This is a genomic window from Niallia sp. FSL W8-1348 (assembly GCF_038006745.1).
GTDB lineage: Bacteria > Bacillota > Bacilli > Bacillales > Cytobacillaceae > Niallia > Niallia alba.
The window spans coordinates 125,814-147,816 of sequence record NZ_JBBOVV010000003.1 but is presented as its reverse complement, the minus strand read 5'-3'; the positions used below and the strand labels follow the sequence as shown (position 1 = coordinate 147,816).

General features: G+C 35.8%; 20 protein-coding genes and 1 other annotated feature. All 20 genes read left to right on the top strand.

The window, feature by feature from the left end; genetic code table 11:
• Positions 1-177: 177 nt before the first annotated feature.
• The 20 genes from NST60_RS23520 to NST60_RS23425 all read left to right on the top strand — a co-directional run bounded on the left by NST60_RS23520 (position 178) and on the right by NST60_RS23425 (position 21,903).
• The gene (locus NST60_RS23520; RefSeq protein ID WP_169188876.1) at positions 178-861 is read left to right on the top strand and encodes a YczE/YyaS/YitT family protein; all 684 of its coding nucleotides are present in this window, start codon (positions 178-180) and stop codon (positions 859-861) included.
• The gene (gene cymR / locus NST60_RS23515) at positions 861-1,280 is read left to right on the top strand and encodes a cysteine metabolism transcriptional regulator CymR (RefSeq protein WP_101730770.1); all 420 of its coding nucleotides are present in this window, start codon (positions 861-863) and stop codon (positions 1,278-1,280) included. The genes NST60_RS23520 and cymR overlap by 1 nt, the downstream gene beginning before the upstream one ends.
• A 510-nt stretch (positions 1,281-1,790) precedes the next feature.
• Positions 1,791-2,933, top strand: a complete 1,143-nt coding sequence (locus NST60_RS23510; RefSeq protein ID WP_101730771.1) for a cysteine desulfurase family protein — start codon at positions 1,791-1,793, stop codon at positions 2,931-2,933.
• Between the two features lie 46 nt (positions 2,934-2,979).
• The gene (gene mnmA / locus NST60_RS23505) at positions 2,980-4,095 is read left to right on the top strand and encodes a tRNA 2-thiouridine(34) synthase MnmA (protein WP_016202901.1); all 1,116 of its coding nucleotides are present in this window, start codon (positions 2,980-2,982) and stop codon (positions 4,093-4,095) included.
• A gap of 518 nt (positions 4,096-4,613) precedes the next feature.
• Positions 4,614-5,264, top strand: coding sequence for a tetratricopeptide repeat protein (locus NST60_RS23500; protein WP_016202902.1), 651 nt, complete (start codon positions 4,614-4,616; stop codon positions 5,262-5,264).
• A 33-nt stretch (positions 5,265-5,297) separates the two neighbouring features.
• Complete coding sequence (gene recD2 / locus NST60_RS23495) at positions 5,298-7,724, top strand: SF1B family DNA helicase RecD2 (RefSeq protein ID WP_169188874.1); 2,427 nt, start codon at positions 5,298-5,300, stop codon at positions 7,722-7,724.
• 325 nt (positions 7,725-8,049) lie between these two features.
• Positions 8,050-8,238, top strand: a complete 189-nt coding sequence (locus NST60_RS23490; protein WP_016202904.1) for a hypothetical protein — start codon at positions 8,050-8,052, stop codon at positions 8,236-8,238.
• A 55-nt stretch (positions 8,239-8,293) separates the two neighbouring features.
• Positions 8,294-8,425, top strand: coding sequence for a DUF3918 family protein (locus NST60_RS23485; RefSeq protein WP_084668708.1), 132 nt, complete (start codon positions 8,294-8,296; stop codon positions 8,423-8,425).
• Between the two features lie 133 nt (positions 8,426-8,558).
• Positions 8,559-9,638 carry an AI-2E family transporter gene (locus tag NST60_RS23480; protein ID WP_224428005.1) on the top strand — a complete coding sequence of 360 codons (1,080 nt, stop codon included), beginning with the start codon at positions 8,559-8,561 and terminating at the stop codon, positions 9,636-9,638.
• Positions 9,639-9,697: 59 nt separating this feature from the next.
• Positions 9,698-9,930, top strand: a binding site (T-box leader).
• A gap of 85 nt (positions 9,931-10,015) precedes the next feature.
• Entirely contained in the window at positions 10,016-12,643 is a 2,628-nt protein-coding gene (alaS, locus tag NST60_RS23475; RefSeq protein WP_169188873.1) for an alanine--tRNA ligase, read from the top strand.
• A 74-nt stretch (positions 12,644-12,717) separates the two neighbouring features.
• Positions 12,718-12,984 carry an IreB family regulatory phosphoprotein gene (locus NST60_RS23470; RefSeq protein WP_016202907.1) on the top strand — a complete coding sequence of 89 codons (267 nt, stop codon included), beginning with the start codon at positions 12,718-12,720 and terminating at the stop codon, positions 12,982-12,984.
• A gap of 4 nt (positions 12,985-12,988) precedes the next feature.
• On the top strand, positions 12,989-13,405 hold the full coding sequence (gene ruvX / locus NST60_RS23465) for a Holliday junction resolvase RuvX (protein WP_016202908.1): 417 nt from the start codon (positions 12,989-12,991) through the stop codon (positions 13,403-13,405).
• Between the two features lie 12 nt (positions 13,406-13,417).
• On the top strand, positions 13,418-13,705 hold the full coding sequence (locus NST60_RS23460) for a DUF1292 domain-containing protein (RefSeq protein ID WP_016202909.1): 288 nt from the start codon (positions 13,418-13,420) through the stop codon (positions 13,703-13,705).
• Positions 13,706-13,888: 183 nt separating this feature from the next.
• On the top strand, positions 13,889-15,040 hold the full coding sequence (gene mltG, locus NST60_RS23455; RefSeq protein WP_341100474.1) for an endolytic transglycosylase MltG: 1,152 nt from the start codon (positions 13,889-13,891) through the stop codon (positions 15,038-15,040).
• A gap of 317 nt (positions 15,041-15,357) precedes the next feature.
• Positions 15,358-15,999 carry an O-methyltransferase gene (locus NST60_RS23450; RefSeq protein ID WP_226752509.1) on the top strand — a complete coding sequence of 214 codons (642 nt, stop codon included), beginning with the start codon at positions 15,358-15,360 and terminating at the stop codon, positions 15,997-15,999.
• 2 nt (positions 16,000-16,001) lie between these two features.
• Entirely contained in the window at positions 16,002-16,931 is a 930-nt protein-coding gene (locus NST60_RS23445) for a peptidase U32 family protein (RefSeq protein WP_169188871.1), read from the top strand.
• A gap of 20 nt (positions 16,932-16,951) precedes the next feature.
• On the top strand, positions 16,952-18,220 hold the full coding sequence (locus NST60_RS23440) for a peptidase U32 family protein (RefSeq protein ID WP_016202914.1): 1,269 nt from the start codon (positions 16,952-16,954) through the stop codon (positions 18,218-18,220).
• Positions 18,221-18,226: 6 nt separating this feature from the next.
• Complete coding sequence (udk, locus tag NST60_RS23435; RefSeq protein WP_016202915.1) at positions 18,227-18,862, top strand: uridine kinase; 636 nt, start codon at positions 18,227-18,229, stop codon at positions 18,860-18,862.
• Between the two features lie 518 nt (positions 18,863-19,380).
• Positions 19,381-19,857 (top strand): transcription elongation factor GreA, encoded by a 477-nt coding sequence (gene greA, locus NST60_RS23430; protein ID WP_016202916.1) that lies wholly within the window; start codon positions 19,381-19,383, stop codon positions 19,855-19,857.
• 282 nt (positions 19,858-20,139) lie between these two features.
• Entirely contained in the window at positions 20,140-21,903 is a 1,764-nt protein-coding gene (locus NST60_RS23425) for a peptidoglycan D,D-transpeptidase FtsI family protein (RefSeq protein WP_016202917.1), read from the top strand.
• Positions 21,904-22,003 lie beyond the last annotated feature (100 nt).

Sequence of the window (22,003 nt, the reverse complement as noted above, 5' to 3'; positions counted from 1 at the left end):
ATGCAAAGTGAAAAAATATGATATCCTATTGAATAGATAGGATATAAAATAATTATACTGGATAAAGGATGAATATTAGGTCTTTATACCAACAATTCATAAGTAATTATGCTATAATGCTTAATGGCAATTATACAGAAAAACCGCATACTATAGGGAAATTAAAAGGGGCTACAAATGAAAGCATTAATAAGCCAAGATAAACCGGTTAAACGACTAGCTATTTTTATTTTAGGGCTTTTGATTATGTCATTAGGTATTGTTTTAGTTATAACAGCAAATTTAGGTTCAGCCCCTTGGGATATTTTGAATATTGGATTACATATTCAGTTTGGTCTAACCATTGGCAGCTGGGCAATAATAGTTGGATTTTTAATATTATTAATTGCTGCGATTCTTTCCAAGAAGCTTCCACAGTTTGGGGCTTTATTAAATATGGTGTTAGTAGGAGCCTTTATTGATCTCTTTTTACTCCTTCCTTTTATGAATACCCCTTCCTCCTTATATCAAAAATGGATCATGTTTTTAATTGGGTTGATCATAATGGGCTACGGAATGGGAATCTATATTTCTGCAAAACTTGGTGCCGGACCTCGTGATAGTCTAATGATCGTCTTATCCGAAAAATTTGGTGGAAGTATCGCAAAAACGAGGTTATTTATGGAGGCGATTGTTTTAGTAATAGGATGGATGCTCGGGGGACCCGTATCTTGGGGGACGATTATCTATGCTGTTTTAATAGGAAGAATTGCCGGATGGAGTATCCCACAGTGTACAAAATGGACGAACTATATACTGAATCGAAGCGAAAGAACAGTGAATAATATTCACCAACATAATATGGAGCAGGAGGCAAAATAATGAAGATATCAACTAAAGGAAGATATGGATTAACCATTATGATGGAGTTAGCAAAGAAGCATGGAGAAGGACCGATTTCCTTAAAATCTATTGCTCAAACAAATAATTTATCGGAGCATTACTTAGAACAATTAGTTGCACCATTGCGTAATGCTGGTTATGTACGTAGTATTCGCGGAGCATATGGTGGGTATGTTTTAGGGGATGAACCAAATAAAATTACTGCTGGAGACATTATTCGCATATTAGAAGGACCGATTAGTCCGGTCGAAGGAATCGAAGATGAAGAACCAGCCAAAAAAGCATTATGGATGAAAATTAGAGATGCTGTAAAAGATGTGTTGGATTCAACAACAATAGAAGACTTAGCTAATCATAAAGAAGACGGCAGTTCAGACGGTTATATGTTTTATATATAAAAAGCTGTTTTCGTAAAGTTTGTTGCTAGTAACCCGCAGCCTGAATACAATTCGCTTTCCATGGGGCTACGCTTGAGCCCCCTTGGCTGGCTCATCTGTCTCGCTATCGAGGCCACTGAAAAAGTCTTTTTTTCGTGCGAAATGAAGAGCAAGCATTTTTGAAAGTGAAAATAAGGTTGGTTTGGAGAGGCGTCCGCTCGACTCCTATGGGAGCTGCGAGAAAGTCCGAGACCCCGCAGGAACGTAGTGACGAGGAGGCTTGGCGCTCGCCCCATGGAAAGCGAGCGGACGCCTCGGAAAACAAATCGATCATCTTATGTTTAAAAAGTGGCTATTGCCCATTATCATTAACTAGCCAGTTTTTCAGTGCCCTCCTCGATATCCCAAAGGAGTCTATGTATATTCAGGCTGCTGCTCAGTTTTCCAATATATAAATTTTCCCTATTAAAAACAACAATCTTATAGAAAACAGTAACATAAAAAGATACTAACTAAATGTAGGTGAATAACGTGGAACATATTTATGTGGATCATGCGGCAACTTCTCCCATGCATCCAAAGGTAATTGACAAAATGTATGAAATCATGAAAGATCAATTTGGAAATCCATCGAGTATTCATACTTATGGAAGACAGGCAAGAAATATTTTAGATAATGCAAGGGCGGTAATAGCTTCTAGTATTGGCGCACTCGAAAATGAAATTATTTTTACGAGTGGTGGAACGGAGGCAGATAATTATGCTATCTTTGGAATTGCTGAAGGAAAAGAAACAAAAGGAAAACATATTATCACAACAGAAATCGAACATCATGCCGTATTGCATGCTTGCCAAGAATTAGAGAAAAAAGGCTACGAGATTACTTATCTTCCCGTTAATGAATACGGAGTAATAGATTTAAATGAATTTAAAACGGCATTAAGAGAAGATACAATACTTGTTACCATAATGTATGGTAATAACGAAATAGGTTCGATTCAGCCAATTAAAGAAATTGGTTTATTGTTAAAAGAGCATCCTGCAGTATTTCACACAGATGCCGTACAAGCCTATGGTTTAGAGGAAATCGATGTAAAAGAACAGCATATTGACCTTTTATCTGTTTCTTCCCATAAGATTAATGGACCTAAAGGTATTGGGTTTTTATATGTTAGAAACGGCATTAAGTTAAATCCCCGATTTTTTGGTGGGGAACAAGAGAAAAAGAGAAGAGCAGGGACAGAAAATGTTCCTTCTGTAGCTGGTTTTCAGCTAGCAGTAGAGATTGCCGAGCAGGATAGATTCCATAAGAGAGAGCAATATAAAAAATACAAAGAAATACTTATCGGCATCTTAAAAGAAAATAATATTTCATTTAAACAAAACGGATTAGTTGATAATACCTTACCACATGTTTTAAACTTAAGCTTTCCTGGTACAAATGTCGAAGCGATGTTAGTTAATCTCGATTTAGCAGGTATTGCGGCTTCAAGTGGTTCAGCTTGTACAGCAGGATCAATCGAACCTTCCCATGTGTTAGTAAGCATGTTTGGTAAAGAATCGGAAAGAACGAAAAATTCGATTCGATTTAGCTTTGGTTTAAATAATACGGAACAACAAATAGAAAAGGTCGGTCATGAATTAGTCAAAATCATTAACCGTCTGACAAAATGATAACCTTCCCTTCCGTGTTAAGGGAAGGGCTAAGGGGGAAATGGAAATGGAAAAAGCACCGAAAGATACCCGTGTAGTAGTTGGAATGTCCGGTGGAGTAGATTCATCTGTTGCAGCACTTCTTTTAAAAGAGCAAGGATACGATGTTATTGGTATATTCATGAAAAACTGGGATGATACAGACGAATTTGGTGTCTGCACAGCAACAGAGGATTATGAAGATGTTATTCGTGTCTGCAATCAATTAGGGATTCCTTATTATGCGGTGAATTTTGAAAAACAATACTGGGATAAAGTATTTACTTATTTTCTTGATGAATATAAAGCAGGTAGAACACCTAATCCTGATGTGATGTGTAATAAAGAAATTAAATTCAAAGCTTTCTTAGAGCATGCGATGAGCCTTGGCGCTGATTATCTAGCAACAGGACATTATGCACAAGTTGTTAGAGAAGATGGACAAGTCAAAATGCTTAGAGGAAAAGATGATAATAAAGACCAAACTTACTTTTTAAATCAACTAACAGAAGAACAATTAAGCAAAGTAATGTTCCCTATTGGTGGCATGGAAAAATCAAAGGTTCGTGAACTTGCTGCTAAAGCAAATCTTGCAACTGCAACTAAAAAAGACAGCACAGGTATTTGTTTTATTGGAGAACGTAATTTTAAAGAATTCTTAAGTGGATTTCTTCCTGCCCAAAAAGGGAATATGGAAACAATGGATGGAGAAATAGTAGGTCGTCATGATGGGCTTATGTATTATACAATTGGACAAAGACATGGACTTGGCATTGGTGGAAGTGGAGAACCTTGGTTTGTTATCGGCAAGGATTTAAAGAGAAATGTTTTATACGTAGGACAAGGTTTCCATCATGAATTATTGTATTCTGACAGTATTATCGCAACTAATATTAGCTGGGTGTCTAAAGATAGAATTGGTACATCGTTTGAATGCACAGCTAAATTCCGTTACCGTCAACCAGATAATAAAGTGACGGTAGAGATTATCGATGAAAATACAGTGAAAGTTATTTTCCATGAGCCAATTCGTGCCGTTACACCAGGTCAAGCAGTGGTGTTCTATCAAGGGGAAGAATGCTTAGGCGGTGGAACGATTGACAAAGTATTTCGGGATAATGAAAGATTAACATATGTAGGTTAATGGTGAACGGGACTGGGACATAAGTATTCCAGCCAAAGATAAATCCAAACAATTATACGAAGATACTAATAAAAGTTCCGTATAATTGTTTGGTTTTTTATTTGTTTTTAAAAGGATGTTTCCATGAAGTTTAGTGCAATTCCCCGCAGCCGGAATACACTTCGCTTTCCGTGGGGCAAAGCTTAAGCTTTCTCAGCTTCGCCTCCGGGGTCTCAGACTGTCTCGCTAATCCCCTTGGCGTCTTCGTGTATTCCGGCTGCTCTGTTTTTCCAACTAATTATATTTCCTCTTGTAAAAAGTATGCGAAAGCAGCTGCTATTTACTAGCTAGATTAGAAATTGTTCGTCTTTACAGAGTATCTATTTAGTTATGTCCCAACCTTGTTTTTTACATATCGTAAAAGTAGCTAGCAATTTTCCTGAAGTAGGATGATTTGCTAGTTTCTTTTGTGCTATTGGTTTTCTCATTTTTGATTAGAAAATATGCTATACTACCAATTAGAAATGGAGTGTTTTAAGATGGATAATAGTCAATTAGGAATACAATATATGCAAGAAGGTAAATGGGAAGAAGCAGCAAAGTTTTTTATGGAAGAGATTGAGAAGAATCCGAATAATGCCGTTTCTTACGTTAATTTTGGGAATGTTTTATCTGCTTTAGGAGACGAGACAAGAGCGTTATCTTTTTACCAAAAAGCGATAGAAATAGATGATACTACTGCTGCAGCCTACTATAGTGCAGGAGCTGTTTACTATGAGAAAGAAAATTTAGAATCTGCAAAAACGATGTTTGAACAAGCACTAGCAAAAGGATTAGAAACAAGTGACAATTTCTTTATGTTAGGATTAACATATGTTGGTTTAGAAAAAGGAAAACTTGCTATTCCTTATTTTCAGAGAGCAGTTGAGTTAAATAATCAAGATGCTGAGGCATATTTTCAATTAGGTCTCTGTTTGGCACAAAGCGATTATATTGAGGAAGCAATTGCGCAATTTCAATCCTGTATAACAATAGATGCTAATCACGCTGATGCTTATTATAATTTAGGCGTTGCGTATGGTTTTAAAGAAGAAACAGAGAAAGCAATAGAAATGTTTGATAAGGCACTAGAAATCCAACCAGATCATCTCCTTGCCGGTTATGGGAAGCAAATTATCGAAGGAAAATAATAGGAGATTAAAGCGTAGAAAGGAGGATTCCAGTTGAACGAGCAGAACTCCTTGGATCTTTTTGAACAAGAAAAAAAGTATGTTAAGGGACGTCATCTTGTTACCATTTTTCATAATGAACAGAACCTTTACTCTGTAATAAGAATAAGAGTAGACGAAACGAATCATGATTATGATGATAAAGAAGCGGTTATTACTGGCTATTTGCCGAAGATGAATGAAGAAGAGACATATACATACTATGGTGATTTTAAAGAGCATCCAAGATTCGGGCTACAGCTGCAGGCAACTTCCTTTCGAAAAGAAATGCCACAAACAAAGCAAGGGGTTGTGGCTTATTTATCCAGTAATCTGTTTAAAGGGATTGGGGAAAAAACAGCTGAAAATATAGTGGATACATTGGGAGAAGAGGCAATATCTAAAATCATGAATCAGCCATCGATTTTAGACACAGTGCCTAAACTTGCAGCTGATAAAGCGAAAATATTATATGATACCTTAATGAAAAACCAGGGCTTAGAACAAGCAATGGTTTCGCTAAATCAATACGGTTTTGGTCCACAATTATCGATGAAAATTTATCAAGTATACAAAGAAAATACTTTAGAAGTGGTTCAGACTAATCCGTATAAATTGGTGGAAGATATAGAAGGGATTGGTTTTGGAAAGGCAGATGATCTTGGTTCACAAATCGGAATTACAGGTAATCATCCAGATCGTTTAAAAGCTGGGTGCTTGTATATTTTAGAGCTAAGCAGTAATCAAGAAGGTCATGTCTATCTTCAAGCTGAATATTTGCTTGAAAAAGTTAAAGTGTTACTTGAAGAAAATCAAAAAGAGGAAATAGAGTTTTCGCAAATAGCAGAGCAGATTATTCAGCTAGAAGAAGAAGGGAAAATTATAGTTGAGGATAAAAAAATATATTTGCCTTCTTTGTTTTTTTCGGAAAAAGGACTTGTACGAAATATTAAGCGGGTAATGGAACAATCAGAATATAAGGATCAATTTCCAGAATCAGAATTTTTGCTTGCCTTAGGAAATTTGGAGGACCGCATTGGCGTTCAGTATGCTCCATCGCAACGAGAAGCGATTCAAACGGCGCTTATGTCTCCGATGCTTATTTTGACAGGTGGTCCTGGTACAGGAAAAACGACAGTAATCAAAGGAATTGTTGAATTATATGGAGAATTGCATGGTTGTTCCTTAGATCCAAACGATTACAAAAATGATGAGCCCTATCCGTTTATTCTTGCTGCACCGACTGGCAGAGCTGCAAAGCGAATGGCTGAATCGACTGGTTTACCTGCTGTTACGATTCATCGATTGTTAGGTTGGAATGGGACAGGGACATTTGAGCGAGATGAGGATCATCCTCTCGAAGGTAAAATTCTCATAGTGGATGAAACATCGATGGTAGATATTTGGTTAGCCCATCAATTATTTAAAGCCTTGCCTGAGCATATTCAAGTCATTATTGTTGGGGACGAAGATCAACTACCCTCAGTGGGACCAGGTCAAGTTCTAAAGGATTTACTTGATTCAGCTTGTATTCCTACTGTTAAGCTGAAAGATATTTATCGTCAAGCAGAAGGGTCATCTATCATCGAATTAGCACATGAAATGAAAAAGGGACAGTTACCGGCTAATTTGCTTGTACCACAAGGAGATCGATCCTTCATAAAGTGCTCTTCCAGTCAAATTCCACAAGCAATTGAAAAAATTGTTTTAAATGCAAAAAATAAGGGATTTGCACCAATGGATATTCAAGTATTGGCACCGATGTATAGAGGACCTGCAGGTATTGATCGGTTAAATGCTATTTTACAGGAAAGTTTAAATCCTAATCCTGACGGAACCAGAAAAGAGCTGAAATTTGGAGACGTTACATACCGAATAGGGGATAAAGTCCTTCAACTAGTCAATCAACCAGAAAGCAATGTTTTTAATGGCGATATGGGAGAGATTGTATCGATTTTTTATGCGAAGGAAAATACGGAAAAGCAAGACATGGTTATTGTTTCGTTCGATGGTATCGAAGCAACTTATACACGACAGGATTTAAATCAAATTACCCTTGCTTACTGCTGCTCTGTCCACAAATCGCAAGGAAGTGAGTTTCCAATCGTCATCATGCCTATCGTTAAAAGCTATTATCGCATGTTGAGACGGAATCTCATTTATACGGGCATCACAAGAAGCAAACAATTTTTAATTCTTTGCGGTGAGGTAGAAGCGATAGAATTGGGAGTTAGTCGAAATGACGAGCTGAATCGGCAAACTACCTTAAAAGAAAAAATCAAAGAGGCATTCGCTGATGTATACCAACCAGACGAAACGAAAGAAATGACGTCAGAGAATTCATTTGATTTATTGTACGAAGGCAAAATCAATCAAATTGATCCAATGATTGGTATGGAAAATATCACACCGTATGACTTTATGGAAACGTCTGAAGTATAAGATGATAAATTTAAGTTGTATATTGGTTGTCAAGGCATCCACTCGCTTATCCCTATGAAAAGTTAGTATTTTTGAAGTTGAAAATCTCCATTTTTAGGGGATTTTTTTTGCCAATGTTTGCACTACATGTTTTTAATTCTTAGGAGAAAAATAATATTGTTATCTTCTTCGAATAGCCCAGTAGGATTCCAAGATTTCGTAAAAAAAGCCAACTCCTAAGGAAATTCTGGTATATTTGGAAGCTGTTTAGAGCATAATGGGAATACTTAACTAGAAATTCCATGATGGAATATTTCATGAAACGAATGAAGATGAGGTGTTTCCTGTGCTCAAATGTCCAAATTGCCAGAGCAAAGATATTGGAAAAATTGGAATCAATCAATACTACTGCTGGAATTGCTTTATTGAATTATCGCTAACAAAAGGGATTATTCATACACATCAAGTAGAAGAAGATGGAAGCTTAAGTTCTCTAGACGACTTATTTGAAGAAGAAGAGCGTCGATTAAGCTAAGTTCTTCTCCACATTCATTGGCGCTCACTTCTATATAAAAGGAGTGCAAAGTAAAATGGGTAAAGTGATGAATACAGCAATAGCTATTGGTGCTGGTGTAGTAGCAATGAGCTATATGCAAAAAAATAATATGATGAGTCAAAAACAATTGAAAAAAATGCAAAAAAAAGTAATGAAGATGTTTTAATTAGTCTATTAGAAGATTGTAGATGCTCAAAAAAGTGTATCTACAATCTTTTTTTGTTGAAAAGTTTCGTCAATGATGATGTGCATAAAAATTCCTTTTATCTCTCACAATAGGTTATGAGGGAGGAAAGAAAATGGATATAAGAATGAAATGGTATTACCGGTTAGGGTTTACCTTATTACTTTTTATTGTATTATTTGTTTTTATAAAATTATCACCGATTTGGTTGCCTATTTTAAGCCTTATAACAAAAGTTATTATTCCTTTTATAATTGGAGCATTTATTACGTATTTATTACATCCGATTGTAGAATTACTACATAAAAAAGGCTTATATAGAGGTTTATCTGTTGCACTTATTTATATCCTTTTTTTTGGTGGGATTGGCTATGCCTTATATAAAGGGATTCCTATTCTTATCCATCAGCTTGAAGAACTTACGGAAAGTGCTCCTGAGCTTGCGGCACGATATAAAGATCTGATTGACTCCATCCAAAATAAAATGGAGTCATGGCCATTTAATTTACAGGAAAAGGTTGACCGGGGGATTGATTTATTTGAAACAAAGATGGAATCTCTTTTAAATAAAGTAATTAATGGGGCAATGGGGATTATTAATTATTCCATTGTCATTATGCTGATACCATTCATCTCTTTTTATATGTTAAAAGATATTGATGCTGTAAGAAAAGCTTTTAACGGCCTAATTCCAAATAAATGGCGCAACAGTGCTCATTTATTTTTAGAAGACGTAAATGAATCATTAGGCAGCTATATACGAGGGCAATTATTGGTTTGTACAATTATTGGAGTAATATCCATGATCCTATTTTGGGTTTTTCATATGAAATTTGCGCTTGTATTAGGAATCATCGTTGGGATAACGAATGTCATTCCCTATTTTGGTCCAATCATAGGTGCTATTCCTGCCTTAATCGTAGCAAGTACCGTTTCTGTTAAAATGCTAATTATTGTAGTCATCATCATTATTATTTTGCAATTTCTAGAAGGGAACATATTGTCGCCTTATATAGTTGGAAAAAGCACCCATATGCATCCGCTATTTATTATGTTTGCTCTTCTGCTTGGAGAAGAGGTTGGTGGAATGATTGGGATGATCGTAGCAGTTCCATTATTATCGATAGCGAAAGTGGCAATCGTTCATATGAGAACACACTTCGGGAAAAAAGACCCGGAAATTAAACGTATATAAATAGACCGATATTGACAATACTGCCTAATAATCAGTATAATTCGAATGAAGCATATATCGAAAAAATGGTGAAAGAAACAAGTAGATTATAGACCACTTTAAAGAGAGAAATTCCCTTAGGCTGAAAGGAGTTTCAAGTGAAGGATAATTGAAAGCTAATTCTTGAGTGCAGCTAATCACTGCCGTTTTCCGCGTTAAGGAGTATTGAGAGATGGATAGAAATTTTTAAGTGTCTTTGTATACTTTTATCCATAATCAGGGTGGTACCGCGAGCAATACTTTCGTCCCTGTCCAGGGATGGGAGTTTTTTTTATGCAGAAAAAAGGTAAAACTCTAAATTCGTAGCAATTACATATAGAAAAATAGGAGGAAATGCGATGAAGAATTTAACTGGCGCAGAAATAAGAAGCAAATTTTTAGAATTTTTCCAGGGAAAAGGACATGCAATTGAACCAAGTGCATCTCTAGTTCCTCATGATGATCCATCATTATTGTGGATAAATAGTGGAGTAGCAACCTTAAAAAAATATTTTGATGGTCGTGTTATACCAGAAAATCCAAGAATAACAAATGCACAAAAGTCTATTCGTACAAATGATATTGAAAACGTAGGGAAAACAGCTCGCCACCATACTTTTTTTGAAATGCTCGGTAATTTCTCCATTGGGGATTACTTTAAGGAAGAAGCAATTGAATGGGCTTGGGAGTTCTTAACTGATGAGAAGTGGATCGGCTTTGAGAAAGAAAAGCTGTCAGTAACGATTCATCCAGAAGATGAAGAAGCGTATGTTCTATGGAGAGATAAAATTGGAGTGCCAGAGAATCGTATCATTCGATTAGAAGGAAATTTCTGGGATATTGGCGAAGGGCCAAGTGGTCCTAACACGGAAATATTTTATGATCGTGGTCCAGAGTATGGGGATGATATAAATGATCCTGAATTATATCCAGGTGGAGAGAATGATCGTTATTTAGAAGTATGGAATCTAGTTTTCTCTGAATTTAACCATAATCCAGATGGAACATATACTCCACTCCCAAAGAAGAATATTGATACAGGAATGGGTTTGGAACGTATGGCATCCGTTGTTCAAAATGTTCCAACAAACTTCGATACAGACTTATTTATGCCTATTATTCATGCTACGGAACAATTAGCAGATGTAAAGTATGGTAAGGATTCTTCAAGTGATGAAGCATTTAAAGTGATCGCAGACCATATTCGTACAGTTGCTTTTGCAATTGGCGACGGAGCACTTCCATCGAATGAAGGAAGAGGTTATGTTTTAAGAAGATTATTACGTAGAGCAGTACGCTACGCAAAGAAAATCAACATTAATCGTCCGTTTATGTTTGAGCTAGTTCCAGTCGTTGCAGAAATAATGGTCGATTATTATCCAACGGTGAAAGAAAAGACGGAATTCATTCAAAAAGTAATGAAAAGTGAAGAAGAACGATTCCATGAAACCTTAAATGAAGGGCTTGCCATTCTTTCTGAAGTAATTGAGAAAGCAAAGGGAAATGGGGTTATCGCAGGAGAAGATATTTTCCGTTTGTATGATACGTATGGATTCCCAGTTGAACTTACAGAGGAATATGCGGAAGAACAGGGACTTCGCATTGATCATGAAGGCTTTGAGAAGGAAATGGAAAGTCAGCGTGACCGTGCCCGTAAAGCAAGACAAGAAGTAGACAGCATGCAAGTTCAAAGTGGTGTTCTAGGGAATATTAAAGTAGAAAGTGAGTTTATTGGCTATGATCAATGGGCAACTGAAGCAAAAATAGTTGCATTGTTGAAAAATGGGGAAGAAGTGGACGCAGCTGAAGCAGGCGATGAAATTCAGTTTATATTAGATAAAACACCTTTTTATGCAGAGAGTGGCGGACAGATTGCTGATAAAGGAACGTTAAAATCAGATCATGTCACAATCAAAGTCGAGGACGTTCAAAAAGCACCTAACGGACAAAACTTGCATAAAGGAACGATCGAAACGGGAGCTGTAAGGATTAACGATGTGTTAGCAGCTAAAGTGGATAGCCAAAATCGTTCGAAAATAGTCAAAAATCATACAGCAACACATTTATTGCATCAGGCACTTAAAGATGTTTTAGGAACACATGTTAATCAGGCAGGTTCCCTTGTGCGATCAGATCGCTTACGTTTTGATTTTTCTCATTTCGGGCAAATTACTGCAGAAGAATTAGATGAAATTGAACGCATCGTAAACGAAAAAATTTGGGAAAGTATTGCAGTCCAAATTGACTACAAAGATATCAATGAAGCAAAAGCAATGGGTGCTATGGCGTTATTTGGTGAAAAATACGGCAAAATCGTTCGTGTTGTTCAAGTGGGTGAATACAGCTTAGAATTGTGTGGAGGATGTCATGTTGACAACACTTCAGCAATTGGCTTATTTAAAATTGTATCGGAAGCTGGAATAGGTGCGGGAACAAGACGTATTGAAGCAGTAACTGGACAAGCTGCATATCAACAATTAACAGATCAAATTCACTTATTAAAAGAAGCTGCAAGTAAATTAAAGACAAATCCAAAAGATGTTACAACTCGAATTGATAGTCTTCTAACGGAAGTCAAGCAATTACAGCGTGAAAATGAGTCGCTTGCTGCAAAATTAAGCAATATTGAGGCTGGCAATCTTGTAGATCGAGTAAAAATGGTAAATGAAGTTCCTGTATTAGCAGCTTCTATACCAAATGTGGATATGAATAATCTACGTACAATGGCAGACGAATTAAAACAAAAAATTGGCTCTGTTGTGTTGGTTTTAGGAAGTGTTAATGAAGGAAAAGTAAATATAATTGCTGGTGTAACGAAAGATTTAATGGATAAAGGTTACCACGCAGGAAAGATTGTAAAAGAAGTAGCTTCTATTTGTGGAGGCGGCGGAGGCGGTCGTCCAGATATGGCTCAAGCAGGCGGTAAGGATCCATCTAAATTAAATGATGCTTTAGATTTTGTAGAAGAATATGTGAAATCCGTTTGATATTAGGGACAAGTAGTGTAAAATGTAGATAACTCTTAACAGAAATTGTTCGAAAAGGAAATGGGGTGTTCAAAATGAGCTCATTCGATAAAACAATGAGATTCAATTTTCCAGAAGAACCATATGAACATGATGTAAAGGAAGTACTTTATCAAGTATACGATGCACTTCAAGAAAAAGGATATAATCCCATCAATCAAATTGTTGGTTATCTTCTTTCCGGGGACCCTGCTTATATTCCCCGCCACATGGATGCACGCAATATCATCCGTAAATTAGAGCGTGATGAAATTATTGAGGAACTTGTGAAGTTTTATTTAAAACGGCAACGAGAGGAATAGATGTATGCGACTAATGGGCTTAGATGTGGGCTCAAAAACAGTAGGAGTTGCTGTTAGTGATGCTTTAGGATGGACAGCACAAGGAATTGAAACGATTCAAATTGATGAAGAGAAAGAACAATTTGGTCTAGACCGTATTGCGTCCTTGATTGTTGAGTATGATATAGGTAAAATAGTGGTTGGACTTCCAAAAAATATGAATGGTAGTATAGGTTTTCGAGGAGAAGCTAGTCAAATGTACGGGAAGCTTTTAGAAGAAAGATTTGAACTGCCAGTTGTTTTTTGGGATGAACGACTAACAACGATGGCTGCTGAAAGAATCCTATTGGAAGCAGATGTTAGTAGAAAAAAACGAAAAAAAGTTATCGATAAAATGGCGGCGTCTATTATTTTACAAGGGTATTTAGACAGCCAAAAATAATGAGGTGGAAATATGGAACACGGTGAAACAAATACAATTACGGTTGTAGACGAACAAGGAAATGAACAATTATGCGAGATTTTATTTACATTTGAATCTGATGAATTTGGAAAATCATATGTATTATACTACCCTCTTGGAGAAGAAGGCGATGATGAAGAAATCGATATCCACGCATCTTCCTTCATACCAAATGAAGAAACAGGAGACGGTGAACTTTCTCCAATTGAAACAGAGGAAGAATGGGATCTAGTCGAAGAAATGTTAAATACATTCCTCGCAGAACAGGAAGAAGAGTAATAAATAAAAAAAGAGTCCTATAGGGCTCTTTTTTTATTGTGGAAAGTCTTCTCACAAATTGCTCCTGCCCTTGGAGGAACATGTAAATTTCGCTAAAAGCTACAACTTCTTTTGCAAAATATAGTATAATAGGTCGAGATATGTAAAAAATGTTTGATTGGTGTGTGTCAAGGAGGGAAAAGTTTGACTAAAAATAAAGACGAAAACAATACTCTAAATAGTAAGAAAGAGTTATTTTTAGCTAATTTACATCAGAGACAACAAGAAGCAAAATTAGTAAGAAGAATCGTATTAATTGTTGCCTTTGTATTAATCATGATTATTGCAATTGTAGGAACTTCAGGATATTTCTACATAAAATCAGCATTACAACCAGTTAATCCCAAAAGTGATAAAGAAATTATTGTGGATATTCCAATAGGTTCAGGTGTTAACACTATTTCTCAATTGCTGGAGGACAATGGACTCGTAAAAAATGCAAAGGTATTTAAATATTATGTGAAATTTAAAAATGAATCGAATTTTATGGCAGGGGAATACCATATGAATCCGTCCATGTCGATTCAAGAAATTATTGATAGCTTAAAAACAGGTAAGATTATGCAAGAGCCGATTTTTACAATGACGATTCCTGAGGGAAATCAGTTAAGTGAAATTGCCGCCATTATTGCTGAGAAAACAAAGCAAAATGAAGAAGACATTTGGAAGCAATTAAATGATGAAGCTTTTATTAAAGGTTTAATGGCTAAGTATCCTGATCTTCTTACAACGGAAATTTGGGCAAAAAATATAAAGCATCCGCTTGAAGGGTATTTATTCCCGGCAACTTATTCTTATTATGAAGAAAAACCAACACTGGAAGCAATTGTTTCCGAAATGCTTGATAAAACAGAAAGTATAGTAAAAGCCTATGAAACGGAGCTTGCAAGAGATAATTTAACCGTTCATCAATTTTTAACGATGTCTTCGTTAATCGAAGAAGAGGCAACAAAGAATGTCGATCGTAAGAAAATTGCCAGTGTGTTTTATAATCGTATCGAAGAAGGTATGCCACTGCAAACAGATCCTACTGTCCTGTATGCGTTAGGTGAACATAAAGATAGAGTGCTTTATAAAGATCTCGAAGTAGATTCACCTTATAATACTTATCAAAATGTAGGATTACCACCTGGTCCGATCGCGAATGCTGGAACAGTTTCTATGGAAGCAGCACTGCATCCAGATGATACAGATTATCTCTATTTTTTAGCTTCGAAAGATGGGAAAGTTTATTTCTCTAAATCGCTCAATGAGCATAATGAATTGAAAGCTAAGTATATTACCGAGAATAATTAGAGCAAATGAAATGATAGAAACAAGACTGCAGACAAACAGAAAGGTGAATGACTGCAGTCTTGTTTTATACTCGTATGCAATATTTGTTCAATAATTTGTCAATGATTATATATATATAGCCTTTGATAAATAAAGATTTATTAGCATTCTCTAATATTTTATGATAAAATAGTACAAGTGTTTTTGAGTATGTATTACGTAATTAGCTAAATTTCATACACTGTTTTTGATTTGTTAGGTTCTTTAGAAGAAGCTAACTATTTTTAGGTAGAAGACCAAAAGGATAGGGCTTTAAGGAAAATAGGAGGGACTCATCCTTGCAAAATAAACAACTCCTGGATTATATGGAAAATTTAATTCCAGCAAGAAGTAACCAGATAAGTGAAATAGAACAATATGCTAAAGAAAATGAAGTCCCGATTATGGAATTAATAGGGATTGAAGCATTATTACAATTACTACGTATTCAGCAGCCTAAAAAAATTTTGGAAGTTGGTACTGCTATTGGTTATTCTGCATTAAGAATGGCGGAAGTATTGCCATCATCGCAAATAATTACAATCGAAAGAGATGAACAAAGACACTTAGTTGCGAAAGAGAATGTGAAAAAGCTTAAACGAGAATCACAAATTGTTTTGTTGTATGGAGATGCACTAGAATTAGAGTCGATTGTCAAACAATATGGACCGTTTGATGCCATTTTCATTGATGCCGCTAAAGGACAGTATCAAAAGTTTTTCGATTTATATAGCCAGTTTTTAACAAATGACGGAATCGTGTACACAGATAATATTTTGTTTCATGGTTTAGTTGCTGAAGAAGAAATAGACAGTAGAAATCTTCGCCAATTAGTACGTAAAATAAGAAATTATAATCAATGGCTTATGGAAAATCAGGATTATCACACAGCAATTTTGCCTGTGGGAGACGGTATTGCAATTAGTAAAAAGAGGGGATAATAATGAAAAAACCGGAATTACTAGTAACGCCAACCAGTATAAACGATATAGAGCCACTAATTGATAATGGAGCAGATGCTTTTGTTATTGGTGAACAAAAATTTGGTTTAAGATTAGCTGGTGAATTTAATCGTGAAGAAGTAAAAAAGGCGATTGAAATAGCGCATCAAAGAGGGAAAAAGGTGTATGTGGCTGTAAATGCCATTTTTCATAATGATAAAATCGAGGATGTAACGGAATATCTTCGTTTTCTAGTGGATGTGAATGCAGATGCTATTTATTATGGTGACCCAGCTGTATTAATGATCGCTAGAGAAGTAGCGCCAAATATGAAATTACATTGGAATACAGAAACAACAGGGACGAACTGGTACACATGTAATTATTGGGGACGCAAAGGTTCAAAAAGAGCTGTCCTTGCAAGAGAAATTAGCATGGATGCCATAATTGAAACAAAAGAACATGCAGAAGTGGAGATTGAAATTCAAGTTCACGGAATCACAACGATGTTTCAATCAAAACGTACCTTGTTAGAACATTACTTTCAATATCAAGGGAAAGAAGTTGAATTGGAAGCTAGCAAAACAGATAAAAACCTCTTCCTGCATGATAAAGAAAGAGAAAATAAATATCCAATTTTTCAGGATGAAAACGGGACACATATTTTGAGTCCAAATGATATTTGCATTATCGATGAGTTACAAGAGCTAATTGATGCTGGGGTTGATTCTTTTAAAATTGATGGCCTTTTAAAAGATCCAGCATATATTATGGCGGTTACAGCTCTTTATCATCAAGCGATAACCTTATATTTAAAAGATCCAAATCAATATGAAGATGAAAAAGATCACTTACTTGCTGAGATAGAGAAGATTCAACCACCTAACAGACCATTGGATACAGGATTTTTCTTTAAAGAAACGGTTTACTAAACAAGTGGAGGAGAAGGGAAATGACATTAGTTAAAGATCCTATTTCTGAAATAAGAGATGGGAAAAGAGTAATTGTAAAGAAACCGGAACTGTTAGCGCCAGCTGGTAATTTAGAAAAACTAAAAATTGCTATTGCTTATGGTGCAGATGCTGTTTTTATTGGTGGACAAGAATATGGACTTCGCTCAAATGCTGGAAACTTCACTTTTGCAGAAATGAAAGAGGGAGTGGAGTTTGCTAAGAAATATCAAGCAAAAGTTTATGTAACTACAAATATCTTTGCACATAATGAAAATATAGACGGTTTAGAAGATTATTTATTGGGTTTAAAGACAGCGGGTGTTCATGGAATAATTGTTGCAGATCCATTAATCATTGAGACTTGTAGACGAGTTGCTCCAGAAATAGAGGTTCATTTAAGTACACAGCAATCCCTTTCTAACTGGAAGGCCGTTCAGTATTGGAAGGAAGAGGGATTAGAACGTGTCGTGCTGGCTCGTGAAACGAGTGCTGAAGAGATTAAGGAAATGAAAGAAAAAGTGGATGTCGAAATTGAAACTTTTATTCATGGTGCAATGTGTATCGCTTATTCTGGTCGTTGTACATTAAGCAATCATATGACAGCAAGAGATTCAAACCGTGGAGGTTGCTGCCAATCTTGTCGCTGGGATTATGATTTGTACAAGCTAGATGGTACAGAAGAACAACCTTTATTCACCGATGGAGATGCGCCGTTTGCGATGAGCCCTAAAGACTTAAAGCTAATCGAATCCATTCCAAGGATGATTGAACTAGGCATAGATAGTTTGAAAATCGAAGGTAGAATGAAATCTATTCACTATATCGCTACTGTTGTTAGTGTGTATCGAAAAGTTATGGATGCTTATTGTCAAGACCCAGATAATTTTGTCATAAAAGAGGAATGGCTAAAGGAACTCGATAAATGTGCAAATCGAGATACGGCTCCGGCTTTCTTTGAAGGTCAGCCTGGGTATAAAGAGCAAATGTTTGGAAATCATAGCAAAAAGACCACTTTTGACTTTGCTGGTTTAGTGCTTGATTATAATGAAGAAACAAAAATAGTAACATTACAACAAAGAAACTTCTTTAAACAGGGACAAGAAGTTGAGTTTTTTGGTCCAGAAATCGATAATTTTACAATGATAGTTGATAAAATTTGGGATGCAGACGGGAAGGAAATGGATGCTGCTAGACATCCATTACAAATTGTTAAATTTAAGGTGGACCACCCTGTTTATCCAAATAATATGATGCGAAAGGAGCTTTAAATAAGCATGCAGCCAAAACCAGTAGTTATTGGTGTCGCAGGTGGCTCCGGATCTGGAAAAACAAGTGTGACCAAAGCGATATTTGACCATTTTAAAGGACATTCGATTTTAATGATCGAACAAGATTATTACTATAAAGACCAATCTCATTTACCATTTGAAGAAAGGTTAAAAACAAATTATGACCATCCGCTGGCATTTGACACGGAATTGCTAATAAGTCATATTCAAAAGTTAATAAATTATGAGGCAATTGAAAAGCCTGTATATAACTATGCAATGCATACTCGTTCGGATGAAACAATATTAGTGGAGCCTAAGGATGTAATCATCGTTGAAGGGATCTTAATACTAGAGGATGAAAGCCTCCGTGATTTAATGGACATGAAGTTGTTTGTGGATACAGACGCTGATTTGCGCATTATCAGAAGATTGATGAGAGATATCAAAGAAAGAGGCAGAACGATTGATTCTGTAATTGAACAATATGTTAATGTGGTTCGCCCAATGCATAATCAATTTATAGAACCAACGAAAAGATATGCGGACATTATCATTCCTGAAGGTGGCCATAATCATGTAGCGATCGATTTAATGGTTACTAAGATTCAGACCATTCTTGAACAAAAATCACTTTTGTGAAACAATAGATGGTGTTCATTAAATTATCAGGAAAAATAGGCTGTTTGTCTATAGTCAGCCTATTTTTCCCAATATTGTTTATGTAAGAAAACAATAGGTTAAGATAACAGGAAGAATGAATGAAGAAATATTAACGTAGTTTTATGAGGCTGTTCTTATCATATTGGCATTATTTTAAAACGAGAGTGAAATACAGCAAAAGACACTCAACTCCTACAGAAAGAAGGGGAAAGAAAGTGTCTATAGCGCAATGGAATAAACATGGTTAACTTTATAAAAACAATCATTCTTTAACAAATAAACACTAATTAGTGAAAAAATGTTAAAGTAGAACAGATAATCTAATAGAAAATGCTTTCTTTTTTCTTCAATCCGTATTAAACTCATTCTATTAGAAAAAAAGCGCGTCTATCAAAGTTGTCGTGCAATTATCTTTAAATACATAAATATTAGGGATTTTCTAAAATAGCATTTGTGCTATTTTTTCTACATATCCCATACTTGAAGGAGTGAAGATTTTGGCAATCGAAAAAGAATTTCCAATGACATTAGCAGGTAAAGAAAAATTAGAACAGGAACTAGAACAACTAAAAACAGTAAAACGTAAAGAAGTAGTGGAACGTATTAAAATCGCCCGTAGTTTCGGTGATTTATCCGAAAACTCTGAGTATGATTCAGCAAAAGAAGAACAGGCTTTTGTAGAAGGTCGTATTACTACAATTGAAAATATGATTCGAAATGCAAAAATTATCTCTGAGGATGAGTTGGACCGTGATACAGTTTCTCTAGGTAGTTCGGTTACTTTTATTGAACTTCCAGACGGTGAAGAGGAAACGTATACAATCGTTGGTAGTGCAGAGGCAGATCCATTTGAAGGGAAAATTTCTAATGATTCACCGATTGCGAAGAGCTTAATCGGGAAAAAAGTTGGAGATAAAGTAAATGTACAAACTCCAGGTGGAGAGATGAATGTACAAATCGTTTCAATTAAATAGGCTGTTTTCTAAATGATTGTTGTTTTTTCAATAGGAGAAAAGAATTAGTTGAAAAAAATGGAGCAGGCGGAATACATGTAGACTCATGGGGGAATTAGCGAGACAGGTGAAAGTAGCTTGTGATGCCTGAAGAGGTTAAAAGCTTGCCCTACGAAAAGCGAAGTGTATTCAATCTGCGTTTTATAGCAATAATCAATACGAAAACACCTAGAATAAAAAGTTATCTTGTTTTTGTTTATAAATAAAGCACCTCGTCAACACTCTTGATGAGGTGTTTTTTATATGTGGAGAAAAAGAATAGTTGGCATTGGTATCGTTTTTTTACTTGCCTTATGTGTTTTGCTTGGACGATTAATACAAGTGCAATTAGTAGAGACAAATCATTTTACAAAGCACAATATTAATTTGGTGGAAGCAAGCGTAAAGCAAAGATCACAGGAAATGCTGTTGGACAATGGCAGGGGAACTTTTCTTGATAAAAATGGAGATTCGCTTACACATCAGACAAAATCTGTTTTAATATTATTTCCCTTTTTAAATAAAATGGAATGGAATAGCAAAAAAGTAGCGGATATTATTGGGACTAGTGAATACAATGTAAAGAAAAGTATTATAGATGCCAAAGATCCAGTAGTCTTTGGAGGTAAGAACCCTTTAGAATTAACAAGCAGCCAGATGTCTGCAATTAATCAATTGAAAATTCCAGGTGTATTTGCTGCCGAAAAAAAATTTCATATTAATAACAATATCGCTGAACAATTACTCGGTATAACGGGACAAAATGAAGAGCAATTACAAAAGCGATATCCAGATAGAGAGCTTGTAGGCACAACATTAATTGGCTTAACAGGATTGGAAAGAAGTTTTGATGAATTTCTTTTGCCAGATGGGGAATCAAAACTTGTTTATCATGTCGATGCGAAAGGTGGACCACTTTTTGGATTGAATGTTAAATACGTGGAACCAGCAAATCCTTTTTATCCTGTTAATATTCGAACTACAATTGATACAGAACTACAGGAGATGGCTGAAAAATTAGTTGATGAACAAGGTATAAAGAAGGGTGGACTAGTACTGTTGAATCTTGAGGATAATACTGTTGCGGCAATGGTTTCTAGACCACAGATAAATAAAACAAATCCATACCAGACAGATGGAGTAAATAACTACATGCTAAAACAGCAGATAGTTGGATCTGTGTTTAAGACCGTCATCGCAGCGGCAGCGATTGATAATAAATTAGATGACGCCAATACGCAGTATGATTGTAGTAAGAAGATTAATGGAGAGCAAGACCCGAATTATCAGCATGGAATGCTGAATTTTACAGAAAGCTTTGCGGTTAGCTGTAACAACACATTTGGAACATTGGCGAAAGACTTAAAAGAGATAGATGAAAATTTACTGGAGATATATGCCGAAAAATTATCTTTAACAAGCTTGGTTGGTTGGCAGGGAAGTATCTTTCATTCAGCAGAATTTCAACAGTTTAGTGGAGAAGAAAAGGGAAGAGTGTTTCTCAACGAGGAAGCAAAAAAGGATAAAAACTATGTTGCTTTAACTGGAATTGGTCAACATGAGGTTCGTGTTACACCGTTAGCTGTGGCGAATATGATGGCGACGATTGCAAGAGGAGGTACGAAAGAAAGTGTACGAGTTGTCTCAGATATTCAATACAAAAATGGCACAACCTTATACTCTTTTGACAGACAAGAACTGGACGGAGAGAAGATTTCCCCCTATACTGCTTCAAGATTGCAAAAGCTGTTAAGAGAAGTTGTCACAAACGAAAAAGGGACTGGTAGATGGTTCCAGGATCTACCTTTTGAAGTTGCAGGTAAATCAGGGACTGCAGAAACAGGTGTTTTGAAAGAGGGAAAGCAGCTTCATAATAAATGGTTTGCAGGATACTTCCCATTCGATAATCCTAAATATGCATTAGTAACGGTGAATCTAGATGTTTACTCGGACGAAGGTGGAGTAAATCAGCTTTTTGCAGAGGTGGTAAAAGGGGTTTATGAAAAGGAGCAAAAGTCCGCTCAATAGTAGACATATATGGTTCTTGCTTTTCTAAAAGTACACTACCATGTTAAAATAGGTACAGTGAAAAAATAATCGTTTGTATTTAAGGATATGGAAAGTCAAT